Below are 4,710 nucleotides of genomic sequence, written 5' to 3'. Positions count from 1 at the left end.
AGGGGTTGCAAAATTACCTTTTGCAATGGTTTATATTTTATTGAGTTTAGCTCCAATCATAATGACAACTTTTGGTGCGTTATTTTTAAACGAAAAAGTTAGATGGAAAAGATGGAGTGCTGTTATAATAGGTTTTACAGGTGTAGTAGTTGTCATCAATCCAGCTGAATTAAAATTTGGTTACTACTTTATATTTCCACTTCTTTCTGCAATCTTTTTATCAATAAGAGACTTGGTAACTAAAAATATAAAAACGGGTCACAATAGTCTTCAAATAGCGTTTATTACTTGTTTGGTAGTTACAATATTTTTTGGAGTTCTTTCTATTTATAAATTTTATTCATTTAACTTAGAACAAAGTATTATCTTAATTATTTCAGCTTTCTTTTTATCTTTTGGTTATATTTTCTCAGTACTGACAATTAAAGCCGCATTGGTTTCTGTTACATCAACTTTTAGATACACAGCAATACTTTGGGGAATTTTATATGGGTATTTCTTTTTCAACGAGACACCAGAATACAACACATATCTAGGTGCTGTGATGATTGTTATAAGTGGTCTTATAATTATAATGAGACAGAAGCAATTGGGTAAAATTAAATAAACAAACTATATAAATTCAATACTTAAAACTTATCCACAGGCTCTATTTTGAATTGAAATACTATTTAATAAATAATAGCCTTTTGATTAATGAGAATAGAAGAAGAGCTTAAGCTAGATTACTCTGATGTCTTATTTAGACCTAAGAGAAGCACATTAAAAAGCCGTAAAGACGTCAATCTTCTTAGAACCTATAGATTTAAATACAGTAAAAATGAATGGTCAGGCATACCTATCATGGCAGCTAACATGGATGGTGTTGGCGAATTAACTATTGCTGAGAAATTAAATGATCATCAAATGATCACATGTTTAACAAAACAACATGATGTAAAAAAAATAAAACAAAACAAAAATATTAAAAAAATTTATCCTAATATTGCACTTAGTGTTGGTATTAAAAAAGAAGACTTTCAAAACTTAGATAAAGTTTTAAAGGAATTTAGTTTTTTCAAATTTATTTGTATTGATGTTGCTAATGGTTACTCAGAGCATTTTACAAATTTTATCAAATCAGTAAGAGAAAAATACCCAACTAAAACTATTATTGCAGGTAATGTTGTAACTGCAGACATGACACAGGAATTAGTTTTAAGTGGTGCAGATATTGTAAAAGTTGGAATAGGACCTGGAAGTGTTTGTACAACTAGAATTCAAACTGGAGTAGGGTACCCACAATTAAGTGCTGTCATTGAATGTGCTGATGCTGCTCATGGACTTGGTGCACATGTAATTGCAGATGGAGGATGTACTTGTCCTGGTGATGTTGCAAAAGGCTTTGGAGGTGGTGCAGATTTTGTAATGTTAGGTGGAATGTTAGCAGGTCATGATGAGGGAAAAGGAAAAGTGGTAAAAGTAAATGGCTCTAAATATATTGAATTTTATGGATCGAGTTCAGAAGTTGCTAACAAAAAACATTATGGTGGATTAGCAGATTATAGAAGTAGTGAAGGCAGAAAAGTTAGAGTTAAATATAGAGGTAAAATAAACGATACAGTATTAAATATTCTCGGTGGCGTTAGAAGTAGCTGCACTTATGTAGGAGCACCATCATTAAAACAATTAAGTAAATGTACAACTTTTGTAAGAGTATCTAATCAATTTAATGATACTTTTGTAAAATAATTTTAATAATTATAAATTAATTTAAAATTCTGAAAATGAAAAAAATATTTGTTATTTTTATTTTATTAATTTTAACTAATAGCAGTTATTCCAAAAATCTAAATAGCTATAAGGATCTTGATTTAACAACAAAACCAAAAAAAGTTTTATCTGAAAGCAAAACAAAAGCTATGTGGAATATTCATGAAACAGCAAAAGAATGTTTTGAGCATCCAGAATTTGGAAAAGGTTTTGGTTATAAGTTGAAAAAACAAAAAGAAGATTACTTTAAAAATAATAATTGGGTCTCTCCATTTTATAATTTTGCAGAACAAGATAAACATAAAGTAAGTTTAAAAAGAGCGCCAAAACCTTTGGAGATAATTAAATTGAATGAAAGTTATGGTGAAGAAGTTTTGGAGGCTAATTCTGCTACTGATTACTTTCAAGAGGCAGCATACATAGGAAGAGTTGGAAATTCTGATGAAAATATTAATGAAATAAAATCAGTATTATTAGATTGGGCTAAAAAAGATGCTTTAAGGAAAGGCATCAATGTTTCGTGGGGCAATAAACCAGTAGATTGGCAGATGATGGTTTTAATAAACTCAATCTTAACAACAACAGCAGTGATTGCAGATACTTTTGATGCTGAAGAGAGAAAAATATTAGGACCTTGGCTAAATAAGCTTGTTAGAAAAGTTGCAAAAAGTAGTTGGATGAATAGACAAGATAACAAAGCTTATCTTACTTCATACATAACTTTAATTTGGGGATTAATGATTGATGACTTAAAAGCAGTTCAACACTCTATTGAAGTTGTTAAATTGGCGGTCCATGACATGAGACCTGATGGAAGTTTTCCAATTGATACCCAGAGAAGCGGTATGGGTTTAAAATATAATTCTGATAGCTATGGATATCTCTTAATGATGGCATCCTTATTAAAAGATGCAACAGGTAAAGATTTATTTAATTATGAAGTTGATGGCAGAAGTTTACACAATGGAGCAGATTTTGTAATTCAGGGGATAATGGATCCATCAAAAACAAATCAAAAATATGCAATTTCATGTCCGGGAGCAGGTGATCGATGGGGTTCTATTGAAAAACCCTCAACAAGTTTTGTAAAATCCTCAACTTATTTGATGGTTTATGTAAGTAAATTTCCAGATTATAAAAATTCAGACATTGTTGTTAAAAAATACAACGAAACTTATAACAACAAATATCTACCTAAGATTAAATCTGAGCCTTCTCGAGTTTTTACATTACACCCAATGCTTATATCAAATTAAGCTCTAATCGTTGGTAAACAATAGAAATCAGCGGTATCAATTTTAGAAGAATACTGCCTTCGCATATTCCACTTTTTATGAACACCAGCACTTGCAACACTTAATGTAGATCTTCCATATCTATGATTGGTGTTATCAATTGATCTCATTAAGCTATTTATCTTTTCATCTTTTTCAGAAGTAAATAAATTTGTTTTATCACTAGCATTAGATAATCCTGTTAGCATCACGCCCGCTTTTTGATAACGGTAACCATTTTTAAATATGTTCTCAAGAATTGAAACTGCTGTTTTAACTGTTTCAATGCTATTGTTTGTTGCAATAGGAAAATCAACTGTTTTTGCATTTGAATAATAACCAAAGTTTCTATGAAAAGGACTAGTTCTAACAAATACTGTAATTGCTTTTGCAACTAAAGATTCTGATCTAATTTTTTCAGATGCATTCAAACAATAATTTGCAACTGCTTCTTTTAATTCTTGAAAAGTTTCAATTCTTTTTCCAAATGATCTTGAAACAACACAACTCTTTCTTTTAGTAGTAGTTGTTTCTAAATCAATACAAGGAATTCCTCTAAGCTCCATTGCAGTTCTTGAGCTTAAAACATTGGAACTTTTCTTAATCCATGTATTAGATTTATTCTTAAGCTGCTTAGCATTATAAATTCCATGCTTTTGATAAAACTTAGTTAATTGTCTACCAACACCCCAAACATCATTAATTTCAACTTTTTCTAAAATAGGATCTAAATTATCTATTCCAATTAAACTTGTCACTCCAGATTGTTTTTTCTTTGCAATATGATTTGCAACTTTACTTAATGTTTTTGTTTTTGCGATCCCAATACTTGTTGGAATACCAGTCCATTGTAAAACTGTTTCTCTGATTTCTTTTCCAACTTTTTCTACATCCTGATCTTTAAAGTTTGATAAATCTAAAAATGCTTCATCAATTGAATAAACCTCTATTTCAGAATTAAATCTTTTAAGAGTTCGCATCACTCTTCTCGATAAATCTCCATACAAAGAATAGTTTGATGAAAAAACATTTACATTATTTTTAACAATAATATCTTTTGCTTTAAAATAAGGTTCACCCATCTTAATTCCCAAAGCTTTTGCTTCATTTGATCTTGAGATGATACAGCCATCATTATTGGATAAAACGACAACTGGTTTTTTTCTTATTTTAGGATTGAATAATCTTTCACAAGAAACATAAAAAGAATTACAATCAACCAGTGCTATTTTCTTAGTATACTGAGTGGATGACATAAGTAACTACTCCCCAAATAAAAACATCTTGTTCTTCATTAATTAAAATTCTGTCAGAAAATTCTTTAGAGCCAGAAGTTAAAAATTTTTTATCTCTTTCTTGAACTAAAGTTTTAACCACAAGTTCATCATGAACGTTTGCAATCACTGTTGAAAAGTTTTTTGGTTTTAAACTTTTATCAACGACCAATAAATCCCCATCATTAATACCGACATCAACCATGGATTTACCTTGAACTCTGATTATGAAAGTTGCTGGAACATTTCTTATTAAATGCATGTTCAGATCGATATCTTCTTCGATATAATCTGTTGCGGGAGAAGGAAAACCAGCGCCTGCTTTATGTAGATAATATGGGATTGTTAGTTTCATGTTCTTGTTTTGTTCTACTTTATAGACTATTTATGTAATACACTCAATAGGTTGT

The 4,710-nt window shown here is 30.0% G+C and carries 5 protein-coding genes; 3 read left to right on the top strand and 2 right to left on the bottom strand.

Annotation, left to right across the window (positions count from 1 at the left end):
* The 3 genes from AMN99_RS03810 to AMN99_RS03800 all read left to right on the top strand — a co-directional run.
* Positions 1-607: DMT family transporter (locus tag AMN99_RS03810; RefSeq protein WP_075506512.1), on the top strand; the 607-nt coding region annotated here is incomplete at its 5' end.
* A gap of 89 nt (positions 608-696) precedes the next feature.
* Positions 697-1,731: a GMP reductase gene (locus AMN99_RS03805; RefSeq protein WP_075506511.1), complete on the top strand. Its 1,035-nt coding sequence runs from the start codon at positions 697-699 to the stop codon at positions 1,729-1,731.
* Between the two features lie 35 nt (positions 1,732-1,766).
* Complete coding sequence (locus AMN99_RS03800) at positions 1,767-3,008, top strand: alginate lyase family protein (RefSeq protein ID WP_075506510.1); 1,242 nt, start codon at positions 1,767-1,769, stop codon at positions 3,006-3,008.
* On the opposite strand, the gene AMN99_RS03795 is transcribed toward AMN99_RS03800, so the two are convergent.
* Complete coding sequence (locus AMN99_RS03795; RefSeq protein WP_075506509.1) at positions 3,005-4,282, bottom strand: Y-family DNA polymerase; 1,278 nt, start codon at positions 4,280-4,282, stop codon at positions 3,005-3,007. The two genes, AMN99_RS03800 and AMN99_RS03795, sit on opposite strands and share 4 nt — an antisense overlap.
* A complete protein-coding gene (locus AMN99_RS03790) occupies positions 4,260-4,655 on the bottom strand; it encodes a LexA family protein (protein WP_075506508.1) in 396 nt (131 codons plus the stop codon). Before AMN99_RS03790 ends, AMN99_RS03795 begins: the two co-directional genes overlap by 23 nt.
* Positions 4,656-4,710 lie beyond the last annotated feature (55 nt).

This window comes from Candidatus Pelagibacter communis, assembly GCF_001180225.1.
In the GTDB taxonomy this organism is placed as follows: domain Bacteria; phylum Pseudomonadota; class Alphaproteobacteria; order Pelagibacterales; family Pelagibacteraceae; genus Pelagibacter; species Pelagibacter ubique_D.
Note: the sequence above shows the minus strand (reverse complement) of the source record. Positions and strands in the feature narration are given on the sequence as shown.

What these genes read in the sequence shown, in the direction of transcription:
- AMN99_RS03795 (WP_075506509.1), bottom strand. Translation starts at nt 4,282, where the DNA reads ATGTCATCCACTCAGTATACTAAGAAAATAGCACTGGTTGATTGTAAT.
- AMN99_RS03805 (WP_075506511.1), top strand. Translation starts at nt 697, where the DNA reads ATGAGAATAGAAGAAGAGCTTAAGCTAGATTACTCTGATGTCTTATTT.
- AMN99_RS03790 (WP_075506508.1), bottom strand. Translation starts at nt 4,655, where the DNA reads ATGAAACTAACAATCCCATATTATCTACATAAAGCAGGCGCTGGTTTT.
- AMN99_RS03800 (WP_075506510.1), top strand. Translation starts at nt 1,767, where the DNA reads ATGAAAAAAATATTTGTTATTTTTATTTTATTAATTTTAACTAATAGC.